A 25,394-nucleotide genomic window follows, 5' to 3' on the forward strand; every position below is an offset into this window, starting at 1 on the left:
GCCGCCTCCACCGCCCCGCACCGCGCGCCTACGGTGGAGGCATGTCCACGATTCTGATCACCGGTGCCACCTCCGGACTCGGCCGGTACGTCGCCTTCGAGCTGGTCCGCGCCGGCCATGTCGTCCTCGCCCACGGGCGCGATGCGGCCCGTACCGAACGGCTCGTCGAGGAGCTGCGCACCGAGGGCGCCGCCGAGGCGTTCGTGGCGGACCTGGCCTCGCTGTCCGAGGTACGGGAGCTGGGCGCGCGGGTCGCTCGGGCGCATCCCGAGCTGGACGTGCTGATCAACAACGCCGGTGTGGGGGCGGGTGCGCCGGGCGCCGGGCGGGAACTGAGCGTCGACGGTCACGAACTGCGCCTGGCGGTCGACTACTTGGCGCCGGTCGCGCTGACCCGGGCGCTGCTGCCGGTGCTGCGGGGCAACCCGCCGGCCCGGATCGTCAACGTGGGCTCGGTGGGTCAGGAGCCCGTCAGCTTCGACGACATCGAGTTCCGGCGCGGCTACGACGGTTTCGCGGCGTACACGCGCGCCAAGTTCGCACTGGCGGCCCATACGTTCGCCCTCGCCGAGGAGTTGGCCGGCACGGGCGTCGCGGTGAACGTCCTGCACCCGGCGACGTTCATGGACACCGCGATGGTCCGCGAGGGCGGGGTCGCGCCGTGGAGCACGGTGGCGGACGGGGCGCCGGGCGTCCTGGCGCTGGCCACGCGGGACCTCGGGACGGGCGGCTACTTCGACGGTACGAGTCCGTCGAGGGCGCACGAGGCGGCGTACGACAGGGACGTACAGAAGCGGCTGACGGCGGTCACCGACCAGTTGCTGTCGCTCTAACGAAGGCCGCGGCCCGTCTCCAGCACCTCCCGTGCCTGGGTGACCAGTCCGTCCGCGCCGCACGAACGCGCCAGCGCCAGGCCGCGGTTGATCTCGGCGACCGAGCGGGCGGCGATTCCGTACTCCACGCGCGCGGCCGCGTGTTCGTACTGGCAGGGGGACGCCTCCAGGTAGGTGACCGCCTGGGACAGGAGCCGTACCGCGCGCTGTCCGGTCTCCAGTGCCGCGGCGCAGCGCAGGGCCTCGCCGATCGCCGTGTCCGTGCCGAAGCGCTCGGCGCGGCGCCGGGCGTCGGAGGCGAGCTGGGCGGCGCGGCCCGGGTCCTGTGTGGCGAGGGCGCGGGCCAGGTCGAGCGCCCAGGGGACCATCACGGGGTTGTGGTGGCCGCGGGCGGTCGCCGCCTTCTCGGCGGCCTCCAGTTCGTTGATCGCGTCCTGGGTGCGGCCGACGGCGAGAAGCAGCCGGCCGCGTACCGAGCGGGGGTCGGGCAGCACGATGGTGGACGGGTAGGGCGGGGCGAAGCCGTACTGTTCGGCGATCTCCCAGGCCTCCTCGACATGGCCGCGGGCGAGGAGCGTGTCGACGAGGTTGCAGGTCGCCGACCAGTACAGGGGCAGTCCGCGGCCGACGCGCTCGGCGATGCGCAGCGATTCGCGCAAGGTGGCCTCGGCCTCCCGCAGACGGCCGCGCCGGCGGTGCGAGAAGCCGAGGAAGGCGTGCGCCAGGGAGAGGTGGCCGCCGCTCCAGCCGGCCGACTCGTAGGTGCGCAGGGCCTCGGTGAACATGCTCTCGGCGCGGTCGAGGCGGTCGGTGTAGGTGTAGGAGCTGGCCAGCATCATGAGGATCTCGACGCCCCACTCGGTGTCGGTCCAGCCGAGCCCGGGGGCTAGGCGGCCGTTGACGAGGGCGCGGTCGCTCAGTTCGACGACGATCTCCGCGTTCTCGCCGTGGGTCATGGCGTCGAAGCCGCGCAGGATGAGCAGGGCGCGCTCGGGGTTGTCGCGGCCGGTGCAGGTCGCGGCGAGTTCGGCGAGCCGCTCGGAGCGGCCCGGGGAGCTGGCCTCGCCCGCGTGGATGCCCTCCCACATGTACTGCACGGCCTGGAGCCGCAGTTGGGCGGGGCCGGGTCCGAGCCGGGCGGCCTCCGCCTCGACCGTGCGGACGGCGTCCTCCAGCTGGTCGTTGTGGAGCAGGGCCTGGGAGAGGCGGAAGACGGCGTCGACGCGTTCGGCGCCGTCCAGGCCGGGCATGGCGAGCGCGGACTGGAGGTGGTCGACGGTGGTGGCGGGCGCGGTCAGCAGGGTGGCGCAGCCGAGTTCGTACAGCACGCGCGCGTGGGTCTCCGGGAGCGGCGGTTCCTTGAGCGCGCGCTCCAGACAGCGGCGGGCCGCGTCGGGGGCGCCGACGGCTACGTGTTCACGGGCGGCCTCGCGCAGCTGCTCGACGAGTTCCTCGTCGTCGTCCGGGTGCACCTGGAGCAGGTGGCGGGAGGCCATGGCGGGGCCGAGCCCGGAGTCGGCGACGACCTGGGCGGCGATGCCGTGCATGGCGGTGCGCAGGGCGTCGGGGATGGAGTTGTAGACGGCGGTGGCGATGAGGGGGTGGACGAACTCCAGGTCGCCGTCGTCGGCGGGGACGGCGGACGGGTCGGGTTCGGTCAGGATGCGGGCGGTGCGCAGGAGTTCGGCGCAGCGGACGGCGTCCTCGCGGCTCATGGTGGCGAGCTTGGCCACCAGCTCGACGGAGATGCCGGTGCCGAGGATGGCGGCCGCCCAGGCGAACCGGGTGGCCTCGATGCCGAGCCCCTCCAGACGGGCGACGAGTCCGCCGCCGCGCGCGGAGCGGTTCAGCGCGCGCAGCTCGCAGGCCTGGGCCTCGACGGGTTCGAGTTCGCTGTCCTGGACCTTGGCGAGGAGCTCGACGGTCTCGTAGGGGTTGCCGCCGGTGACGGCCCACACCTCGCGGCAGAACGGGGCGTCGGCGTGGGCGCCCAGGGTGGCGCGGGTGAGGCCGGCGGTGGCTTCCGGGGTGAGGGCGCTGAGCGTGCTGACGGGGCCGCCCTCGGCGACGGCGTCGAGGTGCCGGGCACTCTCGCCGGTGACGTCTCCCGGGCGGCGGGCCACCACGACCAGGACCGACAGGTCGTCGAGGCGCTCGGCGAACGCGGCGAGCCAGCGCAGGGTCTCCTGGTCCGCCCAGTGCGCGTCGTCGATGACGAGGACGAGCGGCCAGTCGCGGCGGGCGAGCCGGCGCACCGCGGCGACCAGGCCGTCGCACACGCCCTGCGGATCGGCCTGGCGGTCGCCGGGTTCGGTGATGCCGAGGGCGGGGCCTGCGATGTCGTACCAGTCGCCGAGGTACTCGCGGGCCTCCTCCGGCATGAGGGAGACCAGGGCCGGCTGGAGCAGCTGCCGGACCACGTTGAAGGGGACGGACCTGAGGGTCTCGCCGCCGCGGGCCGACCAGACGGTGCAGCCGCGTGCCTCGGCGATCCGGCGGGTCTCGGTGAGCAGCGCGGTCTTGCCGAGTCCGGCCTCGCCCCGGAACACCAGCAGGCTGCCCGAGGACGAGCGGTCGGCGCAGAGGGTGTCGATCGCCAGCTCGACGGTGGCGACCTCCTGTTCGCGCTCCCACAGGGAGGCCGAGGGGCCCGATGTGGGCCGTTCCTCCGTCATCCCGTACCTCCCCAATGTCGCCCGAACGACGTACAGACCTCGAGCGTAGCCGTCCGGTTGCCTATGCGGAGGGCGGTCCGGGCAGCTGTTGCCTTGATGGGTGACAGCGGTTTCGGACAGGCGACGCATCAGGCCTGTGACCTGCTGCGCCAGCCATTTGACCGAGCGTCAAAAACCGGAGGAGGAGCGCATTTTCCAAGATCGGAAGTCCGGCGGGTCCCGCCGCGCACTGGTCGCGGGGTCGGTCGGCAACTTCATCGAGTGGTACGAGTTCGGCGTCTACGGCTACTTCGCCACGATCATCGCGGCCCGCTTCTTCACCCCGGAGGGCGGCGGTGAGGCGGAGGCGCTGGTCAGGACGTACGCGTCGTTCGCGCTGGCGTTCTTCTTCCGGCCCGTCGGCGCGGCCCTGTTCGGCCGGCTCGGCGACCGGATCGGGCGGCGGCCGGTGCTGATCCTGGTGATCGTGCTGATGACGGGCGCGACGACGCTCATCGGCGCGCTGCCGACGTACGCCCAGGTCGGTGCTCTGGCGCCCTGGCTGCTCACGTTCCTGAGGATCCTTCAGGGACTGTCGGCGGGTGGGGAGTTCGGCGGGGCGGTGTCGGTGATGACCGAGTTCGCGCCGACCGGGCGACGGGGGCTGTACGGGGCGTGGCAGTCGTTCACGGTGGCGCTCGGCCTGCTCGGCGGTGCGGGGGCCGCGGCGCTGCTGGCGACCCTTCTGACGGAGGAGCAACTGGGCGACTGGGGATGGCGGCTGCCGTTCCTGCTGACGTTGCCGCTGGGGCTCGGGGCGCTGTGGCTGAGGCTGCGGCTGGACGAGACGCCCGCGTTCCAGGAGGACCACGAGGCCGAACGTCCGCCGGCGCGCCGGGTGGCGGGGGCCGTCGCGCTCGGCGCGGGGCGGATCATGGGCTGGGCGGCGGCCGGGTACACCTTCCTGGTCGTGCTGCCCTCGTATCTCCAGAGCACCCTGGACGCGACCTTCCGGCAGGCGCTTCTCGCCACGGTGCTGGCCAATCTGGGCTTCGCGGCGACCATCCTGCCCGCGGGGCTGCTCAGCGACCGGGTGGGGCGCAGGCCGGTGATGCTCACCGGGGCACTCCTGGTCGCAGCGCTCGCGGTTCCGCTGCTCAACCTCCTTCAGGACACCGGGACTTCGAACGCCGTGAAGGGCTTGGCGGTGTGCGGGGCGGGGGCCGTGGTGGGGCTGATGGCGGGCCCGGGGCCCGCGATGCTGGCGGAGCTGTTTCCCACGAACGTGCGCTACACCGGTCTGGGACTCGCCTACGCGCTGTCCAATGCGGTGTTCTCGGGTTGCGCGGGGCTCATCATCACCAAGACGGTGGAGCGCACCGGGAACGTGGACATCCCGGGGTACTACGCGGCGGCGACCTGCGCGGTGAGCGCGCTCGCCCTGATCAAGTCCCCTGCGAGGAAGGCGGGTTGAACGTATGCGGGTGATCGGTCTGATGTCCGGCACGTCGTACGACGCCATCGACGCGGCGGCGGCCGACCTGGAGCTCGTCGGCGACAGCCTGGTCCTGAGACCGCTGGGGATGGTGAGCGAGGCGTACGACGACGAACTGCGCGAGGCGCTCGCGGCGGCGCTGCCTCCCGGCACCACCTCCATGGCCGAGGTGTGCCGGCTGGACACCCTCGTCGGGCAGGCCTTCGCGGCGGCGGCCGTGCGGGCGGATCACGAACTGTGCGCGGGACGGGCCGAGTTGGTCGCCTCGCACGGACAGACCGTGTACCACTGGGCCACCGGCGCCACCGTGCACGGCACCTTGCAGATCGGGCAGCCCGCCTGGATCGCCGAGGCGACCGGACTGCCCGTGGTCGCCGACTTCCGGCCGCGTGACATCGCCGCCGGCGGTCAGGGCGCGCCGCTGGTCAGCCTGGTCGACCTGCTGTGGCTGCGCGGCCGCCCGGGCACGCCGGTCGCGCTCAACCTCGGCGGCATCGCCAACCTCACCGCACCCGACGGGACCGCCTTCGACACCGGCCCGGGATGCGCGCTGATCGACGCGGCCGCCCGGGGGTTCAGCGGCGGGCGCCTGTCCTACGACGCCGACGGGGCGCTGGCCGCGCGCGGGACGGTGCGCGAGGTACTGCTGGAGCGGCTCCTCGCCGAGCCGTACTACGCGCTGCCGCCGCCCAAGACGACCGGGAAGGAACTGTTCCACCTCGGGCATCTGCAGGACGCCCTGGCCGGGTCCGGGACGCTGCCGGCCGAGGACGTGGTCGCCACGCTGACCGCGCTCACCGCCCGGACGGTGGCCGACGCGGTCCGCTCGATGCGGGCGACGGAGGTGATCGCCTCGGGCGGCGGGACCCGTAATCCGGTACTGCTGGGCATGCTGGCAGCGGCTCTGCCGGGCATCGCGCTGCGGACCTCCGACGAGCTGGGGCTGCCGTCGGACGCGAAGGAGGCGTACGCCTTCGCCGTACTGGGATTTCTGACCGCGCACGGACTGCCCGGGACCGTGCCCGCGAGCACCGGAGCCCGGCACGCGCGGGTGCTCGGTTCGGTGACTCCGGGCCGAGGCGGACTGCGGCTGCCGCCGCCCGCGGAAGAGAAACCTGTACGACTCGTACTGGAGTGACCGGAATTCGGCCGGGCCCTCTCATCCGCCTTTCACCGACGCCTCATACGGTGGTGGCATGACGCAGGTGACTCCTCCCGGGTGGTACCCCGATCCCGGGCAGACAAGTGACGGTCCCGCCACCGAGCGCTGGTGGGACGGCAAGGCATGGACGGACCAGACCCGCCCCGCGGGATCGGCCGCCGTATGGGGTCCTGCGGCGCAGACCCCCGACGCGGGGGCCTATCCGGCGTATCCGGGCTATCCGGCCTATCCCGGCCAGCCGCCGGCCGGCGGGCGGCGCGGTCTGCGCACGGGCATAGCCGTGACGGTGGCCGTCGCGGTCCTCGCCGCCATCGGTGTGGGCGTGTGGGCGCTGGCCCGCGACGACTCCGGCAGCGGCAGCGCCAGCTCGCAGCAGGGGTCGGGCGGACCGGGCACCGGTGGCCAGGGCGGACCGGGCGGCTCCACGGGCGGCCAGGGCGGACCCGGCGGGAACGGCGGCTCCGGAGGCCCGGGCGGTTCCGGCGGTTCGTCGCCCTCGCCCGAGCAGTCCGAGGCGCCGAAGATCGAGAGCGGCTCGGTGACCGACGCGATCAGCGGGATCAGCATCCCGATCCCGGACGACTGGTACGGCCAGCAGATCCAGGCCGGTGCCTCGGTCACCTCCAACGACTCCTACCAGTGCCCGGGCGAGACCTCCCAGACCTGCACCAAGGGCGGCGCGTACTCGGCGCCCGCCACGCTGCTGGGCACCGCGGGCACGACGCCCGAGCAGATCGCCAAGGCGGACATCAAGGCGAACGCCGAGCAGTCCTACGGCGGCAAGACCTACGGTTCGATCACCTCGCACGAGGTGCTGGCCTCCAAGGCCGTGACGGTCGCCGGGCAGAAGGGCTATCTGGTCCGCTGGAAGGCGGTCACCAGCAAGGGCGCCGACGGCTATGTCGAGTCGCTGGCCTTCCCCTCCCCCGCGAACGCGCAGCAGATCGTCGTCGTGCGCTTCGGTGTCGACGTCGGGGAGAAGCAGTCGGTGATCGACGAGATCACCAAGGGGATCAAGGTCTCGACGGGCGGCGGCAGCGGCCAGGACGTCTGACCCCTGCGGGAAACCCGTCGGCCGGGTGGAGCGCCTCTCCGCTCAAGAGGAACCCCACCCGGCCGGGGGGTGCGCGCCGCCCCCGTCCCCACGGTGCGGCGCGAGCAGGTCACCGTCCAGTCATCCCATGGACGGCGGCCTGGGTCTCAGGTGAGCCCCAGTGCGGGGAGCACCGCGGCCTCCACGAAGCAGACCAGATAGTTCGGATCGGCGTACTCCCCGTCCACGATGGGCCGCGCCCGGATCACGCCGAACATCTGGGCCGGGATGTACTCCAGCGCCGGATGCCCTTCGGTGACCTCGCCCCGGTCGACCCCGCGCTGCAGGATCTCCTTCAGCGACGCGATCTCCGGGTCGACGAGCGCCTCCCGCAGTGCCTGCGCCAGCTCCGGGTCCTGTGTGACGGCGTGTCCGAGGGCCTGGAGCAGCTTGGTGTCTTTATTCGACCAGCGTCCCGCGGCCCGCGCCACCTCACGCAAGTCCTCCGCAAGCGATCCTGTATCGATGCCGTCGAACTTCGACTGGCGACGGGAGCGCAGCGCGGCCACCACGAACTGGGGTTTGGTCTTCCACTGCCGGTAGAGCGTGGACTTGCTGCACCGGGTGGTGGCGGCGACACCTTCCATGGTCACGGCCTCATAGCCGCACTCGCGGACCTGTTCGAGCACGGCGTCGAAGAACTCCTGCTCACGCTCGGGCGTGATCTTGGAGCGGCGCGAGGCGGCGACCGTCTCCGGTCCGTCCGCGGCCTGCGACGTCATCGGCTCTTCTCCTCGTTCGAGTGGGGCTTGAGCGACTTCATACAAGGTGGAGCGGGGTTGCTTCCAGTGTGGCGTATCTCTATCGATACGCGAGTGTACCGGTACTCGACCGTATCGGTACACTGGCGTATCGGTACGAACCCGTATCGATGAGCCCGATGAGTTCGCCGCACCAGACGAGTCAACAGCTCAGCCCGCACCACCGTCAGCGAAGGGGCCGGGGGATGAATGCCCGCACCGAGCCTTCCGAAGTGGAGACCCGCGCGACAGCGCGGCCGCCGCTCGTCCGTGAGCTCCTGCTCGTCGTAGGACTCTTCCTCGTCTACAAGCTCGGCCGTCAGCTGGCGACCGGGCACACCGGCGAAGCGTTCCGCAACGCGCACCGCGTGTGGGATCTGGAACGAGCCCTCCGGCTGCCCGGCGAGGGCGACATCCAGGACCTGCTGCTGCACGGCGACTCCCTCGTCCACATCGCGAACACCTACTACGCGACGGTCCACTTCCCGGCCACCGCGGCCTTCCTGATCTGGCTGTACCTGCGCCGCCCGGCGCACTACGTGTGGGCCCGCCGGGTCCTCGCCGCGCTCACCTCCGCGGCCCTGGTGCTGCCCTTCGTCTTCCCGCTCGCGCCGCCGCGGATGCTGGCCGCCACGGGACTCGTCGACACCGCGCACGTCTACGGGCCCTCGGTCTACGGCCCACCGTCCTCGGACCACCTCTCCAACCAGTTCGCGGCGATGCCGTCACTGCACTTCGGCTGGGCCCTGATGGTGGCGATCGGCCTGATCGCGGCCACCCACTCCCGCCTGCGCTGGCTGTGGCTGCTGCACTCGCTGGTGACGCTGGTGGTGATCGTGGGAACCGCCAACCACTACTGGCTCGACGCCATCGTGGCGGCCGCCATGCTCGGCATCGCGCTCGCGGTGTTCCGCCCGCCGCACCGCACGGAGCGGCCGGCTGACAAGCCGACGGCGGACGGGGCGGCGGACACGACACCGCGTCCGGCGACGGCATCAGGATCGGCATCGCCATCGGCATCGCCATCGGCATCGGCATCGGCATCGGCAGAGGAGAAGAACGTGCTGGTCGGAGCGGACCGATGAGCGCCACCGCCCTCGCCGTCGTCCTGTCGCTGTTCTCCGCCGTCGCCTACGCGGCCGCGGCCGTCGCCCAGGAGCGGCTGGCCTCCCGCGACCCCGGCGCGGGGATGCTGCGCATGCTGGGCTCGGGCGCCTGGTGGGGGTCCGTGGTGCTGAACGCCGCGGCCGCCCTGCTGCACGTGGTGGCCCTGAAGTACGGCCCGCTGACCGTGGTCCAGCCGCTCGGCGCGCTCACCCTGGTCGCCGCGGTGCCGATGGGCGCGCGGGTGGCGGGCCGGCGGGTCAGCGCGACGGAGTGGCGCGGTACGGCGTACACCCTGATCGGTCTGGCCGCGATCCTCGTCACGGCCACCGGTCCCGCGCCCGACGACGTGCTCAGCGTGCCCGAGGCGCTGGCCGTCGCCGGTGGGACGGCCGCGGTGATCGGGCTGCTGGCCCGGCGCGGCACCCGGCCCGGTCTGCGGCACGCGTCCGCCTCCGGGGTGGCCTCCGGAGTGGCCTCGGCGCTCACACAGACCGTGACGGTGGCCGCCACCGACCGCTCGGACTCCCTGCTGAGTGTGCAGGTCGTCGGAGTGACGCTGCTGGTCGCGGCGTTCGCGGCGGGCGGTCTGCTGCTGTCCCAGGTCGCCTACCGGGGCGGTCTGGGCGCCCCGCTCGCGGTGGTGACCCTGGCGAATCCGGTGGCCGCCGCGGTCATCGGCCTCTCCCTGCTGGGCGAGAGCCTCCAGGGCGGCGCGGCGGGCGTCCTGCTGGCGCTGGCCGGCGCGGGGCTCTCCGCGTGGGGTGTGGTGCTGCTGAGCCGGGCGACACCGGACGTGGCGGTGGCGGATCAGCCGTACGACGACATCGTCGGCGTGGGGCAGCTGTACGAGGACTCCGCCGCGGCGGACCGGCCCTACGACCGCGTCCTCGTGACCGCCGACCACGAGCACCCGGTCGCCGCCGTACTCGCGCTAGAACCCGCGACGGCCTCGCCCGAACCGGCGTTGATGCCCCGGCAGCCCGGGCCGGGGCATCTCACGCCGCTGTGAGCCGCGCTACTCGGTGATGATCGCCGGGTCGCTCACGCCGGGCCGCCCGTTCTCCACGTGCCCGGCGAACCTCCGCAGGAAGGCGGGGTCACCGTCGGAGGTGACGGTCAGGTCGTACCAGCGCCGGCTCACCGCGAGGTCCACGCAGGTCCGTACGGTGGTGCCGGGCCGCACGGTGAAGGTGCGGGCCCTGCCGCCGTAGCCACTCACGACCTTGAGCCGGACCGTGCCGGTGCCCTTGTTGGTGAAGGTCAGCTCGATGTCGTCGCCGGTGTGGCGCGCGGTGACCTCGGGACCGGCCGTCTTGTTCGCGCCCTTGAAGGAGCGCACGAAACCGTTCGGGCCGTGCACGGTCAGGTCGTACGAGCCGCCCGAGTACGCCGAGTTCCAGGTGTCCGCGACGGACTTGCCGGCCTCGGTCGTATAGCTCCAGGGGCCGTCGGTGCGGTTGCCCGACGTCACATGGAAGGCGGCTCCCGCCTTGGCGCCGGAGGCGAAGCTCAGGGTGAACTTCCCGTTCGCCGCGTCGACGGAACCGTCCACGCGTGGGGCGTACTTGAGGGGGCGGGTGGGGCGCGGGCCGCGCTCCTGCTTGGGCAGGGCGCCCGCGGCGGGCGGGGTCGGCACATAGTCGGGGTGGCGCTCCCGGTCCGGCGGTTCGTAGCCGTCGGTGTCCGGGAGGGCGACCGGCTTGGTGTCCTTGCGGGAGAAGTCGAAGGCCGAGGTCAGATCGCCGCAGATCGCGCGCCGCCAGGGCGAGATGTTGGGCTCGTGGACGCCGAAGCGGGTCTCCAGGAAGCGGATGATCGAGGTGTGGTCGAGCGTCTCGGAGCAGACGTAACCGCCCTTGCTCCAGGGCGAGACGACGAGCATGGGGACGCGCTGGCCGAGGCCGTAGGGGCCGGCGGGGTGAGTGCTGTCGCCCTTGTACAGGTCGAGGGCGGGGTCGACGGTGGACTTGCCCTGCGCGGCGGAGCCCGCCGGATACGCGGGGACGACGTGGTCGAAGAAGCCGTCGTTCTCGTCATAGGTGACGAAGAGGGCCGTCTTCGCCCAGACCTCCGGGTCGGAGGTGAGCGCGTCCAGGACCTGCGCGATGTACCAGGCGCCGTAGTTCGCGGGCCAGTTGGGGTGCTCGGTGAAGGCCTCGGGGGCGACGATCCAGGAGACCTGCGGGAGCTTCCCGGTCTTGACGTCGGCCCTGAGCCGGTCGAAGTAGCCCTCGCCCTTGGTGTAGTCGGTGCCGGTGCGGGCCTTGTCGTACAGCGGGTCGCCGGGCTTCGCGTTCCGGTACTGGTTGAAGTAGAGCAGCGAGTTGTCGCCGTAGTTGCCGCGGTAGGCGTCCTGGATCCAGCCCCAGGAGCCGTTCGCGTCGAGGCCGTCACCGACGTCCTGGTAGATCTTCCAGGAGACGCCGGCCTTCTCCAGGCGCTCGGGGTAGGTCGTCCAGCCGTAGCCGACCTCGTCGTTGCCGAGGACCGGGCCGCCGCCCTGTCCGTCGTTGCCCGTGTAACCCGTCCACATGTAGTAGCGGTTGGGGTCGGTCGAGCCGATGAACGAGCAGTGGTAGGCGTCGCAGATGGTGAAGGAGTCGGCGAGGGCGTAGTGGAACGGGATGTCCTCGCGGTTCAGGTACGCCATCGTCGTGGAGCCCTTGTTCGGGACCCATTTGTCGTACTTGCCACCGTTGAAGGCGGCATGTCCGTCGTTCCAGCCGTGCGGGAGGTCCTGGATGAACTGCATGCCCAGGTCGTCGGCCTCGGGACGGAAGGGCAGGATGTCCTTGCCGCTGCGGTCCGCCTGGTGCCAGACGGACTTGCCGTTCTCCAGCGTGACCGGCCGGGGGTCGCCGAAGCCCCGTACGCCCCTGAGCGATCCGAAGTAGTGGTCGAAGGAGCGGTTCTCCTGCATCAGGACGACGATGTGCTCGACGTCCTGGATCGACCCCGTGCGGTGGTTCGCCGGGAGCGCGGCAGCACGCTGGATGCTGCTCGACAGCGCGGTGAACGCCGAGGTGGCGCCCGCGAGTTGGAGGAATCTGCGCCGGTTGACTTCGGGCATGGGTGGGTGCTGCCTCTCATCCAGGGGTGCGGATGGCCGGAACATGACGGAATGTGCGCGCAGCGAGTGTTCCAAGAGCACCAAACGTCAGGGAAGGGTCTGGTGGCGCCCATGTGAAAGTCGGCGGTACGGGTGGTGCCGCTGTTTCCTCGCGGGGTTCCGGGGCACACTCACGGTCCGGTCAGCGGGCCGCCCATTCCCCGATGAGGCGCACCGTCCGCTCGTAGCGCTCCTCGTGCAGGTAGTGGCCCGTGTCGGGCCAGTGCTCCACCCGGGAGCCCGGCAGTTGCGGCAGACCGCTCTCCCAGGCGGCCGCCTCCCGCGAGGTCCATACGGTCAGGGCCGGCCGCCGGCGGCGGCGCAGATACGCCTCGCTGTGCGGGCGGACGCCGACCGCGCCGGGGTCGGTGTACATCCCCGCGTAGGACTGGGCGATGACGTGGTCCGGGGTGCCGAGCATGGTGCGGACATGGGCGGTGCGCAGTCCGGGCGGTGCGTGCGGGGAGAAGGCGTCGGCGACGAAGTCGGCCGCCGCCCTGGCCCCTTGGGCCCGGTAGGCGGCCGAGCGGGCGGGGATGAGCTCCACTTCGGCGCCGTGGGCACCGTGGGCGGGGTCGAGGGCGACGACCGAGCGGACCAGAGGCGGGTGGCGTACGGCCAGGAGGTTCACCACCTGCCCGCCCATGGAGTGGCCGACGGCCACGACCGGTCCGGTGGCGAGGCTCTCGACCAGTGCCGCCAGGTCGTCCGCCATCTCCACCGGTGTGTTGCCGCTCTCCGGCACCTCGGAACGGCCGTGGCCCCGCAGGTCCGGGACGACCAGCCGGAACCGGTCCGCCAGCGCCTCGGCGTGCGGCGACCACTCCCGGCCGTCGCCGCCCCAGCCGTGCACCAGGAGCAGGGGCGGGGCGGTGACGGGGCCGTGGGTGGTGCGGAACAGGCGGATGCGGCCGGTGCCGATCACATGGGCTCCGTTCGAAACGTGGTGGTCGCCGGGGCCGGTGCGGTCCCCCGTACCGCACCGGCCCCGGACGGGTCTCAACCCCGGTACAGGACCAGGGTGCTGAGCGGGCCCACCTTGGGCCGGTGGCCCGCGCCCACGGTCTTGCCCGTGGCGAGGTCGCGAGCCGGGCCGAAGGCGGTGCGCGGCGGGAGGGTGACCGTCTTGTCGGTGCTGGTGTTCATGGCGATCAGATAGTCGCCGTACTCGCAGAGATAGAAGGGCGCGCGGCCCACCAGCATGGTCTCCACGCCGTCGAAGTGGACGCCGAGGGCCGGGTCGGGAACGTCGTCGGGGACGGGGGCGAGGTGGTAGACGTCGCCGGCGAGGGCCTGGTGGAGGGTGTCGCCGGGCGGCGGGAAGCCGCCGGGTGGGAGGTGGGCGGCGCCGGGGTCGTTGATGGCGTAGTCCCACAGGATCCAGTCGCGGGCGGCGAAGGTGTCGTCCGTGAGGCCGGCGGACCGCTCACGGATCGTGGCGGAACGCTGGTCGGTGGCGGTGACATGGTGGATACGGGCGTAGTTGTTGACGCCCTGGCGGGAGCGGAAGTAGAGGGAGGCGAAGAGGAGTTCGTCGCCGTTCTTGACCGCCACGCACCCGTTCTCCTCGTCGGTGAAGACGAAGTCGGGACGGCCCGGGCCGGTCGGGATACGGCCGGGTCGGGCGGCGAGCGCCTGGAACTCGGGCCAGTCGCGGGACAGGAAGCGCAGGGCGTTGAGGCCGACGCGGGTCCAGGTGTGGGTGGCCTGGAGGTTCAACTGGGGGTAGAGCTGGCCGTCGTCGACCATCTCCTGGGTCCAGCCGACGATGTCGGGGTCCTTGAACACCGCCGCCGTCATCACGGGGTTGGAGTCCCAGGCGGTGCGCGAGGCGTACGCGGTCTCGCCGGGGTAGACCTCGTTGCGCCAGCCGATGACGGTCTCGATCCGGGAGATGCGGCAGCCGTCCCGGTCCACGTCGATCACCCGGAACCTGCCGCGCGCCTTGGTCATCTCCACCATCTGCTCGCGCAGTTCGGGCGCCTCCTGGCCGCCGTAGCCGCGCGTGACGGACTCGTACATCATCACGAGCCAGTCCATGACCTCGCCGTAGTTGCCGACGTAGCCGAGCTCACGGGTGAGGCCCTTGCGGGTCACCTGCGAGTAGCCCTCGCCGAGCGGCTTGGTGGGGTTGCCGTCGGCGTCCTCGGGGCCGAGGTAGGGGCGGAGGCCGATCGCCTGGTACAGGTAGTCGCGCGCCTTGTCCTCGGACAGGGCCAGGTCCGGGGCGAGGAGCCGCAGGCCGCGGTTGGTCTGGTAGAGGCCGATGGCGCAGATCTGCGACTGGTTGCTGTAGTGCGGGAAGTGCCTGCGCCAGTAGTCCCGGCTGGACTTGAGCATGTCGGTGTACGCGTCCCTGCGCACCGGCGGCACGGGGGTGGTCGCGTCCGCGGGCGGGACGAGGGTGACGTCGTCGAACCAGGCGGTGCCGGGCCCGGACAGCCGCAGATGCATCTCCATCTGCGTGGCGCCGGCCGGGGTTTCCAGGTCGATCGACACGTACTCCCAGTCGTGGGTGCCCTTGCTCGCGTACTTCTTGTGGTCGCCGCCGACCAGCTTGCCGTTCGCGTCGTAGAAGAGCGGGTCGATGTGGGCGCCGAGGCCGGTGGCGCCGTCGGTCCTGATCCAGGCGCCGTAGGTGTAGGTGCCGGAGCCGACCTTCACCCTGGCCGTGGAGCTGACGTAGCTGTAGCCGCTCGCGGCGGTGGCCTGGAGCCTGAGAGAAGCAGAACCGTTTCTGTGAGTCGTGGTGTCCCGGGCCCAGGTACCCCCGCCCGCCGTGGCCCAGCCGGGCATCTGCCAGGCGGTGGGTGTGGCGGCGCCGTTCTCGAAGCCCGGGTTGACGACGGCGTACGGCGATCCGGTGACCTGGCTGTCGAGCCGGTCCCCGAGGCTCTCCCACAGCAGCGCCAGCACCAGGCCGACCCGGCCGAAGCCCTGCCACTGCTGGTCGGAACCGGTCATCACGGTGGCGTCGGACTTCCAGGCCAGGTAACGGCCGTCGATGGCCTGGAGGACGCGGTCGATCGCCTGCGGGTTCTGGTATGCCGGGCTGCCGGACCACAGGTAGCCCTCGGCCAGGGACTGCATGGCCCAGCCGTCCATGGTCGCCGGGTTGGCGGTGGTGAGGTAGGTGTTCTGGTCCTTGAGCACCCGCGCCTTGATGGCGTCCAGGACCTCCTCGCCGCCCGTGCGGGGCTTCGGGACGGGGGCGGGGCCCTGGACCTCGCCCTTCGGCGGGACGAAGCAGGGGTCGGTGTGGGTGTAGAGGCGGTAGATGCCGCGCGACGGTGTGGTCATGGTGCGGTAGAGCTGGGACGCGTCCTGGCCGTAGGACCAGATGCGGCCCATCGCGCGGATCTCCAGCGTCACCCGGTCCTTGCCGGCGGTCATCTTCTCCGGCAGCGGCAGGGTGTGGAAGAAGAAGCGGCCGGGGGTGCGCGGGGCGGTGTCCAGGATGTCGAGGGGGTCGACGGCGCCCTGGTCCTGGTGGCCGACCTGCTTGCCCTCGCAGAAGAGCTGGAGGCGCCACATGTCGGTGCCGGACGCGGCCTCCTCGGAGGTGTCGTCGTGGTCGTCTCCCCACAGGCGGACGGTGACGTAGGTGGTGCCCCTCGGGCGGACCGCCACGTCGAATCTGAGGGTGCCGCCCCAATAGCTCGCCGGCTCGGTGGGGTTGAGGACACGGGCGCTCTGGCCGAGGCCGCCGGTGACCGTGTCGGAGAGGGTGGCGGTGAGGGCGTGCGCGCTCTCCGAGTCGGCGTCGCCGAAGACGACGACGTCCAGCGGTGCCTGGCGGACAGCGGCCGTGGCGGGGGCCGCGGTGCCGAGCGGCAGGCCGGCGCCGGCCACGACGACGCCGGTGGCCCCGGCGTACTTCAGTACGTCGCGTCTCTTGGGTGCGTTGGGCACGGTTGATCCTTTACTTGAGGCTGCCCATGAGGATTCCGCTGCGCCAGTACTTCTGGAGGGCGAACATGAAGACCGCCAGCGGAACGATCGACAGCAGGGACCCGGTGAGGACGAGGGTGTTCATGTCGCGGGACTGCTGCGCCTGTTGCACCCAGGAGAAGAGACCCAGGGTCACGGGGAAGGAGCGCTCGCCGTTGAGCATGAAGAGGGGGAGGAAGAAGTTGTTCCAGATGTTGACGAAGTCGAGCATGAAGATGGTGATGCCGCCGGTGCGCATCAGCCGCAGCGCGATCGAGAAGAAGACCCGTGTCTCGCTCGCGCCGTCGATACGGGCCGCCTCCATCAGCTCGGCGGGTACCGAGCTGTCGGCGTAGACCTTGCCGAGGTAGACCCCGAACGGGTTGATGAAGTACGGGATCAGCACCGCCCAGACGGTGTTGGTGAGGTGGATGTCCGCGAAGACGAGGTAGAGCGGGAAGGCGAGCAGGGTGCTCGGCAGCAGGGAGGCGCCGACGATGACGCCGAACAGGGCGCCCCTGCCCCGGAACTCGTACTTCGCCAGGCCGTACCCCGCGGCGAGCGAGAGCAGCGTCGAACCGGCGGCGCCGACGGTGGAGTACAGCACCGAGTTGAGGATCCAGCGGCCGAAGACACCGTCGTGGTAGTCCCAGATCGCCGTGAAGTTGTCGGCGAGGTGGTTGGAGGAGAACCACAGGCCGAAGGTGGAGTAGAGGTCGGTCTGGTTCTTCGTCGACGCCACCAGCAGGAACCAGGTGGGGGCGAGCGAGTAGAGCAGGAAGACGATCAGGAGGCCGGTGGTGAGAGCCACCGCCCGGCGGGTGGGACGGACCCCGCCCCCGTGGGCGGTCGCGGCCTTCGTGGCGCTGCTCATGACATCTTCCTGTTCGTGACGCGGTAGAAGACGAAGGCGAGGATGCCGGTGACGGCGGCGAGGACGAGCGACTCGGCGGCGGCGTACTGGTAGTCGCCGGTCTTGAAGGCCCGGTCGAAGATCTCCAGCATCGGGGTGAAGTCGGTGCTGATGGACTCCGGCGCCACGTACCTCAGAAACAGCGGCTCGGTGAACAGCTGGAGCCGGCCGATCAGGGAGAACATGCCGGTCAGGATGAGGATGCCGGTGATGTTGGGGACCTTGATCGACCAGGCGATCCGCCACTCCCGCGCCCCGTCGAGGCGGGCCGCCTCGTACAGCTCGCGCGGCAGGGCCTGGAGGGAGGCGGAGATCAGGATCATGTTGAAGCCGATGCCCTGCCAGGTGAGCAGATTGCCCAGCGAGAGATAGGTGTTGAGGCCGCCGAAGAAGGTGATGCCGGTCCCGGCCCGGTCGGCGAGGTCGACGATGGGGCTCGCGGTCGGGCTGTAGAGGAACAGCCAGATCAGCGTCGAGACCACGCCGGGGATGACGTACGGGATGAGGAGTCCGGCGCGGAAGAAGCGGACCGCGCGGGCCGCGACGCCGTCCAGGAGCAGGGCCAGCAGCAGTGAGATGCCGAGCATCACGGTGATCTGCGCGGCGCCGAAGAGCAGGGTGCGCAGGGTGCCGGTCCAGAAGGTGCCGTCCGTCAGGATCGCCGAGAAGTTGGCGAAGCCCGCGAAGACGGTCCTGGTCGGGCCGAAGCCGATGCCGCTGCTCTTCTTCTGCTGGAGGCTCTGGCCGAAGGCGTAACCGATCGGCACGACATAGGTGAGCAGGAAGCCGATCAGGAAGGGCAGCATGAAGAACAGGCCCTTGTAGGCTCCCCGCCGCCCGGTCCGGCGGGGGGAGGTCCGCCGGACCGGGGAGTCGGTGGCGACCTTCGCGGGTCGCGTGAGGGTGGACACGGATCTCTCCAAGTGGGGTGCGCCGAGGGGAGGTCGGGGGTCAGTGCGCGGCTACGGCCTTGACGCCCTTGTCCTTCAGGTCGTCCAGCACCCACTGCTGAAGGTGCGTCAGCATGTCCTTGACGGTGAGCTCCTTCTTCATGACCTTGCCCCACTGCTTCTGCATCTCGGAGTACATGGCCGCGTAGTCGGGCCCGTACTGCCACTGGTCGCCGACCCGGGAGGCCGCGGTGGTGATGATCCGGGCGCTGTCGGACTTCCCGTTGAACATCTCGGTCGGGATGATCTTGTCGACGTACGGGGAGACGTCCTTGACGGCGGGGAAGAGCCCGGACTTGGAGGCGGGGTCGGTGAGTGCGGTCAGCGACTCCTTGCTGCTGGACAGCCAGGCGGCGAACTCCGCTGCCCGGTCGGGGTACTTGCAGCCCTTGAGCACGGCGGTGACGTCGAAGTTGCTGGAGGTCCGCGGCTGGGACGGGTCGAAGAGCGGGGCGTCGGCGAGCTGCCACTTGCCCTTGGACCTGGGGAAGTTGGTGTCGTAGATCGGCAACTGCCAGGTGGAGGTGGTCATCAGGATCGTCCTGCCGAGGTCCCAGGTCTTGAAGACGCCGGGGTCGGCGTAGGAGGCGTTGGAGGCGAGGCCGTTGTCGACCAGCTGCTGCACGATGTCGCCGGCCTCGAGCGCCTCGGGCGAGGTGAAGCCGATCTCCCAGTGGTCGCCGGTGATCCGGTACCAGGCGGCGCCCGCCTGCCAGGACAGGTCGACGAGGGTGCTCGGGTCCTCACCGGCCATGTTGAAGATCTTGACGTCCTTGTCCTTCTTCTGCACCGCTTTGCCCGCGGCGATCACGTCGTCCCAGGTGGTGGGGGCCTTGACGCCGTACTTCTCGAACAGGTCGGCGCGGTAGGCGGTGAACAGGGGTGAGGAGCCGGTGGGGATGCCGTAGGTGGCGCCGCCGGGGCTGACCGCGTTCCAGGCCGGGGTCGTGTAGCGGGACTTGTACGGGGCGGCGACCTTCGTGATGTCCGTGAGGAGTCCGTCGGCGGCGAAGTTGGCCAGGTTCATCCCGTCCATCTTCGACAGACAGGGCGCGTTGCCCGAGGTGACCGCGGCGCGCAGCTTCTGGTAGACGGTGTCGCCCGCCGCGTTGACGAACTTCACCTGGGTCTCGGGGTGCGCCTTGTTCCAGACGGCGACCTGCTGCTGGATGCCCTCGGTCCAGCTCCAGAACTCCAGTTGCACCTTCCCCTCGGTCCTGGCCCCCGAGTCGGTGTCGTCACCGCCGCCACAGGCGCTGAGGACGAGGGACAGCGACAGGGCGGCGGCCGCGCCGGCGAAAGCTCTCGTACGGATGGTGCTCATCGGTCCTCCGGGGAAGGCGGACAGCGCCTGCGGTGGGGAGAGGGCGCGGGCGGCTGAAGGCAGGCAAGAGGGAGTGCGCTGATCGGTTTCAGTAACCGTTTCCTGTGGACCGTAGGACCTGGAACCGCGCCACCACAAGAGGGACGGAGCCATCTGTTTCGTCAAGCTTGCCGGGGAGTTACTGCAAAGATGCCGTTGATCTGCCGGTTTTCATGCGGGTCCGGGACCGGGGCGAACGCGGCCCGATTCCCTCGCTCCATGGAATACGTTTACGCTCGCTTTTCCTGATCCTGCTCTCCGGCAGGCCGCCCTCGCGGGGGTCGGCGTCGTCGGCCGCGGGGTCGGTCGCCGCCCTCTGAGCAGGCACATCGCCGACCTCCTTCCGTCCGGCGGAAGGACCGTTGCGGCACCGTGACGACCTCCCGGACGATGCCACCACCACGTCAGACGGGAGCCGTATCCATGCCGCACACGACCGCCTTCGCCAGGAATCAGTGGTACGTCGCCGCATACAGCCACGAGGTCGGCCGCGAGGAGCTGCTCGGCCGGACCATCCTCGGTGAGCCGCTCGTCTTCTACCGGACCGAGGAGGAGGGCACCCCGGTGGCGCTGGCCGACCGGTGTGTGCACCGCAGGTTCCCGCTGCACGAGAAGCCGAGCCGGCTCGACGGCGACAAGATCGTGTGCGGGTACCACGGGTTCACGTACGACACGACCGGCACCTGTGTGTATGTGCCGGGCCAAAAACGCGTCCCGCGCACGGCGCGCGTCGCCTCGTACCCGATCGTCGAGCAGGACTCCCTGATCTGGGTGTGGATCGGTGACCCGGCGCTCGCCGACGCCGACACCATCCCGCGGGCGCGGCACCTCGACTCCCCCGGCTGGCTGACCGTGCGCGGCATGGAGCCGATCGACGCCGACTACGGACTGCTCGTCGACAACCTCCTCGACCTCTCCCACGAGACCTATCTGCACGGCGGTTACATAGGCACCCCCGAGGTCGCCGAGACGCCGATCACGACCGAGGTCGACGAGGGCGCGGGGATCGTACGGGTGAGCCGGCACATGGACGACGCCGAGTGCCCGCCGTTCTACGCCAAGTCCACCGGCATCACCGGCCGGATCACCCGCTGGCAGGACATCGAGTACCACGCGCCGTGCCTGTATCTGCTGCACAGCCGGGTCGCCCCGGTCGGCGTGGTGCCCGAGGCGGACGGCAGCGACCCGAACGGCTTCCACACCGAGGTCACGTACGCGATCACACCGTCCTCGGACGGCAAGGTCTACGACTTCTGGATGGTCTCGCGCGACTGGGCGACCGGGGACGACGAGGTCACCGAGTTCCTGCGGAAGAACAACCACACCGTCGTCATGCAGGACGTCGACGCCCTCAACCTGCTCCAGAGGACGCTCGGCACCGAGCGGACCGGGTACCAGGAGCTGAGCATCAACATCGACACCGGCGGCCTGGCCGCCCGCCGTATCCTCGCCCGGCTGGTCGAGGAGGGCGACAAGCCCGTGGAGAAGGTGCTGTGAGCGCCGGCCCCACCGGAGAGATCTACCGCATCGACTGGCTGCCCGGCACCGACGTCCTGCACGGCACCTGTCACTGCGGCCGCGAACACACCTCGCAGGACCCGATCGAGATGTGGGAGTGGATGCTCGCCCACCCGCAAGGACACGAGCCCCGAGGAAACAGCTCATGAGCGTCTACGAAGCCGAACTCGTCGTCGAGCGACGGGAGTCCGCGGCCGAGGGCGTCCTCGCCCTCAGCCTGCGCCACCCGCTGGGCGAGCAGCTGCCCGCCTGGGAGCCGGGCGCCCATATCGACGTCGTGCTCGGTCCCGGCCTGGAGCGGCAGTACTCGCTGTGCGGCGACCCGGCCGACCGGAGCGTCTGGCGGATCGCCGTGCTGCGCGAGCCGGACGGGCGGGGCGGATCCGCCCATGTGCACGAGCAGTTGGGGCAGGGCGACAAGGTCCGGGTGCGCGGGCCGCGCAACCACTTCGCCCTGCGGCCCGCCGACCGCTACCGGTTCATCGCGGGCGGCATCGGCATCACGCCGATCCTGCCGATGCTGGCCGAGGCACAGGCCCGGGGCGCCGAGTGGACACTCTTGTACGGCGGTCGCACCCGTGACTCCATCGCGTTCACCGAGGAGTTGGGCGGCTACGGCGAGCGGGTCACCGTCGCTCCCCAGGACGAGACCGGGCTGCTGGACCTGGCATCCGTGCTCGACGACGTCCCCGAGGGCACCCTCGTCTACTGCTGCGGGCCCGGGCCGCTGCTGGACGCGGTCGAGGCGCGCTGCCCGGCCGGGGTGCTGCACATGGAGCGGTTCACGCCCAAGGAGCAGGTGAGCGGCGAGAACACCGAGTTCGAGGTGGAGCTCGCGCAGAGCGGCACCACGGTCACGGTCCCGCCCGACGTCTCGGTGCTCGACGCGGTGCGCGGGGCCGGCGTCGAGGTGCTGTTCTCCTGCACCGAGGGCACCTGCGGAACGTGTGAGACCGATGTCCTCGAGGGCGATCCGGACCATCGGGACTCGGTGCTCACGGACGAGGAGCGGGAGGCCGGGGAGACGATGATGATCTGTGTGTCCCGGTGCCGTGGGAAGCGGCTCGTCCTCGACCTGTAGCCATCCTCAGGTCGGTCTCGATCCCGGCGACCGTGTCCAGCAGAGCGGGCAGCAGATCGCGCCGGACCGACGCCATGGTGTTGCGGCTGGCGTGCACCGGGATGTTCACCGCCGCCACCACTTCGCCGCCCCGGTCCCGGACCGGGGCGGCGACCGAGCGCAGCCCCTCCTCCAACTCCTGGTCGACGATGGCGTATCCCTGGGCGTGGACCTTCGCGAGCTCCGCGCGGAGCAGGTCCACGGTGACGATCGTGCGCGGGGTCAGCGGCCGCAGGTCGATCCGGGCGAGCCTGAACTCCCGCTCCTCGTCCGGGAGATGGGCGAGGATCACCCGGCCCACCGAGGTGACGTGGGCCGGGAACCGGGTGCCGACGGTGATCGCCGCGGCCATGATGCGGCGGGCGGGCACCCGGGCGACGTAGACGATGTCGTCGCCGTCGAGCACGCACAGGGACGAGGACTCCCTTGTGCGGTCGACGAGTTGTTCCAGATGCGGCTCGGCGATCTGCGCCAGCGAGAAGCCGGCGAGGTAGGAGTAGCCGAGCTCCAGCACGCGCGGTGTGAGCCGGAACGTCCGCCCGCCGGTGTGCACGTATCCGAGGTCGACGAGCGTCAGCAGGAAGCGGCGGGCCGCCGCCCTGGTCAGTCCGCAGGTGCGGGCGACCTCGCTGAGGGTCAGTTCCGGGTGTTCCGCGTCGAACGCGCGGATCACGGCGAGCCCGCGCTCGAAGGAGCGGACGAAGTGCGGGGCGCGGTCTGCTGCGGGCATCGTCGCCTCCACCAGGACTTCGATAAACTGTCAACAATATTGTCAGCGAAAGGCATTGACCGGGGCGAGTAAAAACTCTACCTTTCGCCCTGTGCACCAATGTGCGCTACGCGCACACCCTGTCGGAACAATGAAGTCTGCGCAGGAGGAGCCATGCGTCGTCTGCTCGCCGCTCTCGCGGCCGGAGCATTCCTGGTCACCGTGTCGGCCTGTGGCTCGTCCGGGGACAGCACGGGGTCGGACAAAGCGTCGTCCGGCGGCACCACCAAGGTGAAGGTCGGCGTCATCCCGATCGTCGATGTCGCCCCGCTGTATCTGGGGCAGGAGAAGGGCTTCTTCAAGAAACAGGGCCTGGAACTGGACATCTCGCTCGCGCAAGGAGGTGCGGCGATCGTGCCCGCCGTGGCCAGCGGGCAGTACCAGTTCGGCTTCTCCAACTCCACCTCGCTGATGATCGCCCAGTCCAACAGCGTGCCCGTGAAGGTCGTCTCCAACGGGATCGCGTCAACGGGCGTACAGGGCAAGGACTTCGGGGCGCTCACCGTGAAGGGCGACAGCTCGATCAAGACGCCCGACCAGCTCGAGGGCAAGAAGGTCGCCATCAACACCCTCAAGAACATCAACGAGACCGCGGTGCGCGAGTCGGTGCGCAAGGCGGGCGGCGACCCGGACAAGGTGAAGTTCGTCGAGCTCGCCTTCGACCAGATGCCGGCCGCCCTGGACGGCGGGCAGATCGACGCGGCGATGGTGGTCGAGCCGGCGCTGGCCACGGTGAAGAGCCAGGGCGGCAAGGAGATCGCCTCGCCGCTGGTCGACATCGCGCCGAAGCTGACCGTGGCGATGTACTTCACCTCCACCTCCTACGAGCAGCAGAACGCGGCCGTGGTGAAGAAGTTCAAGGACGCCCTCGCCGAGTCGCTCGCCTACGCGGACGCCCACCCGGACGAGGCCCGCCAGATCGTCACCACGTACACCAAGATCCCGGCGGCCGTGCTGGCGAAGGTCACCCTGCCCGCCTGGCCGGCCGACCCGAACCGCGCCTCGCTCGACGCGCTGGAGAAGCTCGGCCAGCAGGACGGCCTCTTCAAGACGGCACCCGACCTGGACAAGCTGCTGCCGTGAACGCACAGACCGCCAAGAACGCGGCCCTCGGCGCCGCCGGGCTCGCGGCCTTCCTCGCCCTGGGCGAGGCGGTGCCGCGGCTCGACCTCGTCAAGGAGGCCTACTTCCCGCCCACCAGCCGCATCATCGACGCCCTGGGCACCGAACTCTCCGACGACACCTTCTGGACGGCGCTCGGCGACACCCTCACCGGCTGGGCGCTGGGCCTGGGCATCGCGTCCTGCGCCGGAATCGTCGTCGGCGTCCTCATCACGGTCGTGCCGTACCTGCGCCAGGCCACCGCCTCCACCATCGAGTTCCTGCGCCCGATCCCCTCGGTCGCGCTGATCCCGCTGGCCGTACTGCTCTACGGCACCGAGCTGAAGTCGGTCCTGCTGCTCGTCGTGTACGCCTCGTTCTGGCAGGTGCTGATCCAGGTCCTGTACGGCGTCCAGGACGTGGACCCGGTCGCCGAGGAGACGGCGCGCTCCTACGGTCTGGGCACCTGGGCGCGGGTGCGCCACGTGCTGTGGCCGACCGCGCTGCCGTACGTCATGACCGGCGTCCGGCTGGCCGCGGCCGTCGCCCTGATCCTCGCCATCACCGCCGAACTCGTCATCGGCGCACCGGGGTTGGGCGCCCGGATCGCGGTCGCCCAGACCTCCCAGGCGGTGCCGGAGATGTACGCGCTGATCGTGGTGACCGGTGTTCTGGGGCTGCTCATCAACGTGGGCGCGCGTACCGTGGAGCGGCGGGCCCTGGCATGGCACCAGTCGGTGCGCGGGGAGGTGGCGGTGTGAGGGGCTTCCTGCTGCGGATCTTCTTCGTGTTCGCGCTGCCGCTGCTGCTGATGGCCGTCTGGTGGTTCGCGTCCGACGGCAGTACGAACGTGTTCTGGCCGCCGCTGCGGAGCATCCTGGACACCTTCCCGGACGTGTGGACGACCGAGCGGCTCAAGGACGACGTCCTGCCCAGCCTGTGGCGGCTGTCGGCCGGTTACGCCCTCGCCGCGGCCATGGGCGTCGCGCTCGGCACGGTCATCGGTTCCTACCGGCGGGTGCGGGCGGTGTGCGAGCCGGTCCTGGAGTTCCTGCGGGCGGTGCCGCCGCCGGTCCTGGTGCCGGTCATCATGCTGTTCGCCGGCATCGGCGACACCATGAAGATCGTCGTGATCGCCAGCGGCTGCGTCTGGCCCGTCCTGCTCAACACCGTGGAGGGCGTTCGCGCGGTGGACTCCGTGATGGCGGAGACAGCCCGCTCCTACGGCATCACGGGCATCGCCCGCCTCCGGGAGGTGGTGCTGCGCTCGGCGAGTCCGCAGATCTTCGCGGGTCTGCGCCAGGCCCTGTCGATCGGCATCATCCTCATGGTCATCAGCGAGATGTTCGCGGCCAGCGACGGACTCGGCTTCACCGTCGTGCAGTTCCAGCGCAGTTTCGCGATCCCCGACATGTGGACCGGGATCCTCGTCCTCGGTCTGCTCGGCTTCCTGCTCTCCGTCGTCTTCCAGTTGGTCGAACGGCGGGTGCTCGGCTGGTACCACGGTCTGCGGGCCCAGGCCCGGCGATCCCCGTGA

General features: G+C 70.8%; 21 protein-coding genes. 12 read left to right on the forward strand and 9 right to left on the reverse strand.

Annotation, left to right across the window (positions count from 1 at the left end):
- Positions 1 to 41 precede the first annotated feature (41 nt).
- Entirely contained in the window at positions 42 to 833 is a 792-nt protein-coding gene (locus ABKA17_RS09430; protein WP_353691444.1) for an SDR family NAD(P)-dependent oxidoreductase, read from the forward strand.
- Here ABKA17_RS09430 and ABKA17_RS09435 read toward each other — a convergent pair.
- Positions 830 to 3,508, reverse strand: a complete 2,679-nt coding sequence (locus ABKA17_RS09435; RefSeq protein WP_353691445.1) for an ATP-binding protein — start codon at positions 3,506 to 3,508, stop codon at positions 830 to 832. The two genes, ABKA17_RS09430 and ABKA17_RS09435, sit on opposite strands and share 4 nt — an antisense overlap.
- Before the next feature lie 190 nt (positions 3,509 to 3,698).
- On the opposite strand from ABKA17_RS09435, the gene ABKA17_RS09440 reads away from it, so the two are divergent.
- The 3 genes from ABKA17_RS09440 to ABKA17_RS09450 are packed head-to-tail and all read left to right on the forward strand — an operon-like array spanning position 3,699 to position 7,198.
- Positions 3,699 to 4,961, forward strand: a complete 1,263-nt coding sequence (locus tag ABKA17_RS09440; protein WP_353691625.1) for an MFS transporter — start codon at positions 3,699 to 3,701, stop codon at positions 4,959 to 4,961.
- Positions 4,962 to 4,965: 4 nt separating this feature from the next.
- Positions 4,966 to 6,120, forward strand: coding sequence for an anhydro-N-acetylmuramic acid kinase (locus ABKA17_RS09445; protein WP_353691446.1), 1,155 nt, complete (start codon positions 4,966 to 4,968; stop codon positions 6,118 to 6,120).
- Positions 6,121 to 6,178: 58 nt separating this feature from the next.
- The gene (locus tag ABKA17_RS09450) at positions 6,179 to 7,198 is read left to right on the forward strand and encodes a DUF2510 domain-containing protein (protein ID WP_353691447.1); all 1,020 of its coding nucleotides are present in this window, start codon (positions 6,179 to 6,181) and stop codon (positions 7,196 to 7,198) included.
- 146 nt (positions 7,199 to 7,344) lie between these two features.
- Here the strand turns inward: ABKA17_RS09450 and ABKA17_RS09455 are convergent, their stop codons facing one another.
- On the reverse strand, positions 7,345 to 7,959 hold the full coding sequence (locus ABKA17_RS09455; protein ID WP_353691448.1) for a TetR/AcrR family transcriptional regulator: 615 nt from the start codon (positions 7,957 to 7,959) through the stop codon (positions 7,345 to 7,347).
- 224 nt (positions 7,960 to 8,183) lie between these two features.
- Here ABKA17_RS09455 and ABKA17_RS09460 point away from each other — a divergent pair, with 224 nt between their 5' ends.
- Both ABKA17_RS09460 and ABKA17_RS09465 read left to right on the forward strand, forming a co-directional pair.
- Positions 8,184 to 9,062, forward strand: a complete 879-nt coding sequence (locus ABKA17_RS09460; RefSeq protein WP_353691449.1) for a phosphatase PAP2 family protein — start codon at positions 8,184 to 8,186, stop codon at positions 9,060 to 9,062.
- Positions 9,059 to 10,093, forward strand: a complete 1,035-nt coding sequence (locus tag ABKA17_RS09465; protein ID WP_353691450.1) for a DMT family protein — start codon at positions 9,059 to 9,061, stop codon at positions 10,091 to 10,093. Before ABKA17_RS09460 ends, ABKA17_RS09465 begins: the two co-directional genes overlap by 4 nt.
- A 6-nt stretch (positions 10,094 to 10,099) precedes the next feature.
- Here the strand turns inward: ABKA17_RS09465 and ABKA17_RS09470 are convergent, their stop codons facing one another.
- From ABKA17_RS09470 to ABKA17_RS09495, 6 genes are all read right to left on the reverse strand, one after another.
- Positions 10,100 to 12,154 carry a phosphocholine-specific phospholipase C gene (locus ABKA17_RS09470; RefSeq protein WP_353691451.1) on the reverse strand — a complete coding sequence of 685 codons (2,055 nt, stop codon included), beginning with the start codon at positions 12,152 to 12,154 and terminating at the stop codon, positions 10,100 to 10,102.
- A 181-nt stretch (positions 12,155 to 12,335) separates the two neighbouring features.
- Positions 12,336 to 13,118, reverse strand: coding sequence for an alpha/beta fold hydrolase (locus ABKA17_RS09475; protein WP_353691452.1), 783 nt, complete (start codon positions 13,116 to 13,118; stop codon positions 12,336 to 12,338).
- A gap of 74 nt (positions 13,119 to 13,192) precedes the next feature.
- Complete coding sequence (locus ABKA17_RS09480; RefSeq protein ID WP_353691453.1) at positions 13,193 to 16,105, reverse strand: Tat pathway signal sequence domain protein; 2,913 nt, start codon at positions 16,103 to 16,105, stop codon at positions 13,193 to 13,195.
- A 10-nt stretch (positions 16,106 to 16,115) separates the two neighbouring features.
- Complete coding sequence (locus tag ABKA17_RS09485) at positions 16,116 to 16,997, reverse strand: carbohydrate ABC transporter permease (protein WP_353691454.1); 882 nt, start codon at positions 16,995 to 16,997, stop codon at positions 16,116 to 16,118.
- Positions 16,994 to 17,947: a carbohydrate ABC transporter permease gene (locus ABKA17_RS09490; RefSeq protein ID WP_353691455.1), complete on the reverse strand. Its 954-nt coding sequence runs from the start codon at positions 17,945 to 17,947 to the stop codon at positions 16,994 to 16,996. Before ABKA17_RS09490 ends, ABKA17_RS09485 begins: the two co-directional genes overlap by 4 nt.
- A 40-nt stretch (positions 17,948 to 17,987) precedes the next feature.
- The gene (locus tag ABKA17_RS09495; RefSeq protein ID WP_353691456.1) at positions 17,988 to 19,310 is read right to left on the reverse strand and encodes an ABC transporter substrate-binding protein; all 1,323 of its coding nucleotides are present in this window, start codon (positions 19,308 to 19,310) and stop codon (positions 17,988 to 17,990) included.
- A gap of 462 nt (positions 19,311 to 19,772) precedes the next feature.
- Between ABKA17_RS09495 and ABKA17_RS09500 the strand changes: the two genes are divergently transcribed.
- The 3 genes from ABKA17_RS09500 to ABKA17_RS09510 are packed head-to-tail and all read left to right on the forward strand — an operon-like array spanning position 19,773 to position 21,948.
- Positions 19,773 to 20,846 carry a Rieske 2Fe-2S domain-containing protein gene (locus tag ABKA17_RS09500; protein WP_353691457.1) on the forward strand — a complete coding sequence of 358 codons (1,074 nt, stop codon included), beginning with the start codon at positions 19,773 to 19,775 and terminating at the stop codon, positions 20,844 to 20,846.
- Positions 20,843 to 21,016 (forward strand): hypothetical protein, encoded by a 174-nt coding sequence (locus ABKA17_RS09505; RefSeq protein ID WP_353691458.1) that lies wholly within the window; start codon positions 20,843 to 20,845, stop codon positions 21,014 to 21,016. Before ABKA17_RS09500 ends, ABKA17_RS09505 begins: the two co-directional genes overlap by 4 nt.
- A complete protein-coding gene (locus ABKA17_RS09510) occupies positions 21,013 to 21,948 on the forward strand; it encodes a PDR/VanB family oxidoreductase (protein WP_353691459.1) in 936 nt (311 codons plus the stop codon). Before ABKA17_RS09505 ends, ABKA17_RS09510 begins: the two co-directional genes overlap by 4 nt.
- On the opposite strand, the gene ABKA17_RS09515 is transcribed toward ABKA17_RS09510, so the two are convergent.
- A complete protein-coding gene (locus tag ABKA17_RS09515) occupies positions 21,863 to 22,717 on the reverse strand; it encodes an IclR family transcriptional regulator domain-containing protein (protein ID WP_353691460.1) in 855 nt (284 codons plus the stop codon). The genes ABKA17_RS09510 and ABKA17_RS09515 overlap by 86 nt on opposite strands.
- A 153-nt stretch (positions 22,718 to 22,870) precedes the next feature.
- Here ABKA17_RS09515 and ABKA17_RS09520 point away from each other — a divergent pair, with 153 nt between their 5' ends.
- Genes ABKA17_RS09520 through ABKA17_RS09530 form a run of 3 tightly spaced genes read left to right on the forward strand, consistent with a single transcriptional unit; the run spans position 22,871 to position 25,394 of the window.
- Entirely contained in the window at positions 22,871 to 23,839 is a 969-nt protein-coding gene (locus ABKA17_RS09520; protein WP_353691461.1) for an ABC transporter substrate-binding protein, read from the forward strand.
- Positions 23,836 to 24,618 carry an ABC transporter permease gene (locus ABKA17_RS09525; RefSeq protein ID WP_353691462.1) on the forward strand — a complete coding sequence of 261 codons (783 nt, stop codon included), beginning with the start codon at positions 23,836 to 23,838 and terminating at the stop codon, positions 24,616 to 24,618. Before ABKA17_RS09520 ends, ABKA17_RS09525 begins: the two co-directional genes overlap by 4 nt.
- The gene (locus ABKA17_RS09530) at positions 24,582 to 25,394 is read left to right on the forward strand and encodes an ABC transporter permease (protein ID WP_502994178.1); all 813 of its coding nucleotides are present in this window, start codon (positions 24,582 to 24,584) and stop codon (positions 25,392 to 25,394) included. Before ABKA17_RS09525 ends, ABKA17_RS09530 begins: the two co-directional genes overlap by 37 nt.

The organism is Streptomyces sp. RG80, assembly GCF_040446465.1.
GTDB lineage: Bacteria > Actinomycetota > Actinomycetes > Streptomycetales > Streptomycetaceae > Streptomyces.

Coding starts and splice junctions, on each gene's coding strand:
- ABKA17_RS09430 (WP_353691444.1), top strand. CDS start 42: ATGTCCACGATTCTGATCACCGGTGCCACCTCCGGACTCGGCCGGTAC.
- ABKA17_RS09435 (WP_353691445.1), bottom strand. CDS start 3,508: ATGACGGAGGAACGGCCCACATCGGGCCCCTCGGCCTCCCTGTGGGAG.
- ABKA17_RS09445 (WP_353691446.1), top strand. CDS start 4,966: ATGCGGGTGATCGGTCTGATGTCCGGCACGTCGTACGACGCCATCGAC.
- ABKA17_RS09450 (WP_353691447.1), top strand. CDS start 6,179: ATGACGCAGGTGACTCCTCCCGGGTGGTACCCCGATCCCGGGCAGACA.
- ABKA17_RS09455 (WP_353691448.1), bottom strand. CDS start 7,959: ATGACGTCGCAGGCCGCGGACGGACCGGAGACGGTCGCCGCCTCGCGC.
- ABKA17_RS09460 (WP_353691449.1), top strand. CDS start 8,184: ATGAATGCCCGCACCGAGCCTTCCGAAGTGGAGACCCGCGCGACAGCG.
- ABKA17_RS09465 (WP_353691450.1), top strand. CDS start 9,059: ATGAGCGCCACCGCCCTCGCCGTCGTCCTGTCGCTGTTCTCCGCCGTC.
- ABKA17_RS09470 (WP_353691451.1), bottom strand. CDS start 12,154: ATGCCCGAAGTCAACCGGCGCAGATTCCTCCAACTCGCGGGCGCCACC.
- ABKA17_RS09485 (WP_353691454.1), bottom strand. CDS start 16,997: ATGAGCAGCGCCACGAAGGCCGCGACCGCCCACGGGGGCGGGGTCCGT.
- ABKA17_RS09495 (WP_353691456.1), bottom strand. CDS start 19,310: ATGAGCACCATCCGTACGAGAGCTTTCGCCGGCGCGGCCGCCGCCCTG.
- ABKA17_RS09500 (WP_353691457.1), top strand. CDS start 19,773: ATGCCGCACACGACCGCCTTCGCCAGGAATCAGTGGTACGTCGCCGCA.
- ABKA17_RS09510 (WP_353691459.1), top strand. CDS start 21,013: ATGAGCGTCTACGAAGCCGAACTCGTCGTCGAGCGACGGGAGTCCGCG.
- ABKA17_RS09515 (WP_353691460.1), bottom strand. CDS start 22,717: ATGCCCGCAGCAGACCGCGCCCCGCACTTCGTCCGCTCCTTCGAGCGC.
- ABKA17_RS09520 (WP_353691461.1), top strand. CDS start 22,871: ATGCGTCGTCTGCTCGCCGCTCTCGCGGCCGGAGCATTCCTGGTCACC.
- ABKA17_RS09530 (WP_502994178.1), top strand. CDS start 24,582: ATGGCACCAGTCGGTGCGCGGGGAGGTGGCGGTGTGAGGGGCTTCCTG.